General features: G+C 67.0%; 1 protein-coding gene and 1 pseudogene. Both read right to left on the reverse strand.

Going from position 1 to position 949, the window contains the following annotated elements:
• A partial coding sequence (locus I71_RS07590) for an ABC transporter permease (protein WP_042693439.1) occupies nucleotides 1–653 on the reverse strand: 653 nt, incomplete at its 3' end.
• Nucleotides 654–680: 27 nt separating this feature from the next.
• Nucleotides 681–949: pseudogene (locus tag I71_RS07595) on the reverse strand (ABC transporter ATP-binding protein); the annotation flags it as partial.

A 949-nucleotide genomic window follows, 5' to 3' on the forward strand; every position in this document is an offset into this window, starting at 1 on the left:
GCCATCAACAGCCAGCCGCCCGCCACCGCCGCCAGGGCGAACAGCGCCCCAAGATGGACGCGGGTTCCCGTCCACAGGATCGGCAGGACGGCATCGGCCTCGAACAGCCGCGATTCCGGGAAGGCGAAGCCGTCCGGGTCGCGAAAGGGACCATGAACCAGATAGTTCAGCAGCAGCAGCCCGACATAGTTCAGCATCAGGCTGGTCAGGATCTCGCTGGCGTTGAAGCGGAGCCGCAGATAGGCCGGCACTGCCGCCCACATCGCCCCGCCGATCGCTCCGCCGATCACCATCAGCGGCAACAGCCACCAGCCGCCCTCGCCATAGAAGGCCAGCGCAATCCCGCCGCCGGTGATGGCGCCCAGGGTCAGCTGCCCTTCGGCACCGATATTCCAGACATTGGCGCGGAAACCGATGGCAAGGCCCACGGCGCACAGCACCAGCGGCGTCGCCTTCACCACCAGCTCGCCCACGCCTCGGACAGACGTGACCGGCGCGACGAAGAAGGAATAGAGCGCCTTGAACGGATCGAAACCGAGCGCCAGGAACAGGATGAATCCGCTCAGCAGGGTCAGCGCCACCGCCAGCAGCGGCGTGACATAGACCATGGTCTTCGACGCCTGCCCGCGCGGCTCAAGACGGATGAAGCTCATGCGGCGTCTCCGGTGCTCACAAAACCATCAGACCGCACGCGCGATCTCCCCGTCTTCGTCCGGCGGCGTGCCGAACAGGCCACCCATCAGCAGGCCGATGCGTTCAACCGTCGTCTCGTGCGTCGGCCGGCTGTCGGACAGGCGGCCATGGAACAGCACGGAGATCCGGTCACTCAGCACGAACAGCTCGTCCAAATCCTGGCTGATGACCAGCACGGCGGCGCCCGAGCGCGCCAGTTCGATCAGCGCCTTGTGGATCGCCGCGGGCGGCGCCGGCATCGACGCCCCAAGTCGGC

The organism is Azospirillum sp. B506, assembly GCF_000333595.1.
In the GTDB taxonomy this organism is placed as follows: Bacteria; Pseudomonadota; Alphaproteobacteria; order Azospirillales; family Azospirillaceae; genus Azospirillum.